The sequence below is a fragment of the Selenomonas sp. oral taxon 138 str. F0429 genome, from assembly GCF_000318175.2.
GTDB classification, from domain to species: Bacteria; Bacillota; Negativicutes; order Selenomonadales; family Selenomonadaceae; genus Centipeda; species Centipeda timonae.
The window spans coordinates 48,414-49,493 of sequence record NZ_KB290949.1; the positions used below are offsets into that span (position 1 = coordinate 48,414).

Genomic DNA, 1,080 nt, shown 5'->3' on the forward strand with positions numbered 1-1,080 from the left:
CCTTACGCCTGAGTTCCGCAGTATCAAAATCATCCTTCTCCATGATGACTCTGACCGCAGCCACAAGCTCCTCTTCCCTGATTGGGCGGCTGTCACAAACCTCAATCCCCCGCCGTTCCCTTGTGTTACATCCCCACCGTTTGTACTTCCCGGCGGTTCTTCTGCTGAAGCCGCCTCCGCAGTACCCGCATTTCACCATGCCGGAAAACGGCATCAACACAGGATTCCGATTGCCAGACTGCGCGGCTCTCCGTTTCCGTATCTCCTGCGCCTTATCGAAATCATCCTTGCTCACGAGCGGCTCAAACATCCCATCCACCATGTAAATGGGCAGCTCGCCTTTATTTCTCTTGCGAATATGCCCCTCACTGATGTAGTTCTTCTGCAATGCCATCGTGCCCGTATAGGAGATGTTGGAGAGGATGTCCTTTACCGTGGTCTGCTCGATTGGTCTCCCCTGCCGTCCTGTGATTCCAAGTCCCGCGAGTGTCTTTGCAATGGCGTAGGCAGATTCCCCGGCAAGGTATCTGCGGTAAATCTCCTTTAGGATCTCTCCCTCGTCAGGAACGATGCGAAACATCTCTCCGTCCCATCGGTAACCGTAAGGCACTTTATGCCCGTTCGGAATCCCCTGTGCGAACCGCCTCCGCACGCCCCACCGAATGTTGTCGCCGATGCTTCTGCTCTCCTCTTGGGCAAAGGATGCGAGCAGCGTCAAGAGGAGTTCTCCGTCCTCGGATGTGGAATCAATGTTCTCGCGCTCAAAGCGGACGGCAATCCCCTTCTCTTTCAACTGTCGGACGGTATGGAGGCAATCCACGGTGTCACGGGCAAAGCGACTGATACTTTTGACGAGTACCAAATCAATCTTCCCGGCGTTGCAGTCGGCGATCAGTCGTTTGAACTCATCTCGGTGTGTAGTGCTTGTCCCTGTGATTCCTTCGTCTGCGTACACGCCTGCATATTCCCATGCGGGATTCTTCTGGATGAGATTGCTGTAGTGACTGACCTGCGCCGCAAGGGAGTGGTGAAGCGTATCCACAGAAACACGGGCGTAGGCAGCCACACGCAGCTTTTTCT

At 54.7% G+C, this 1,080-nt stretch carries 1 protein-coding gene; it reads right to left on the reverse strand.

The annotated features are described in order from the left end of the window. Positions 1-1,080 (reverse strand): recombinase family protein (locus HMPREF9163_RS09620; RefSeq protein ID WP_009441591.1); only part of this gene is annotated, 1,080 nt, incomplete at both ends.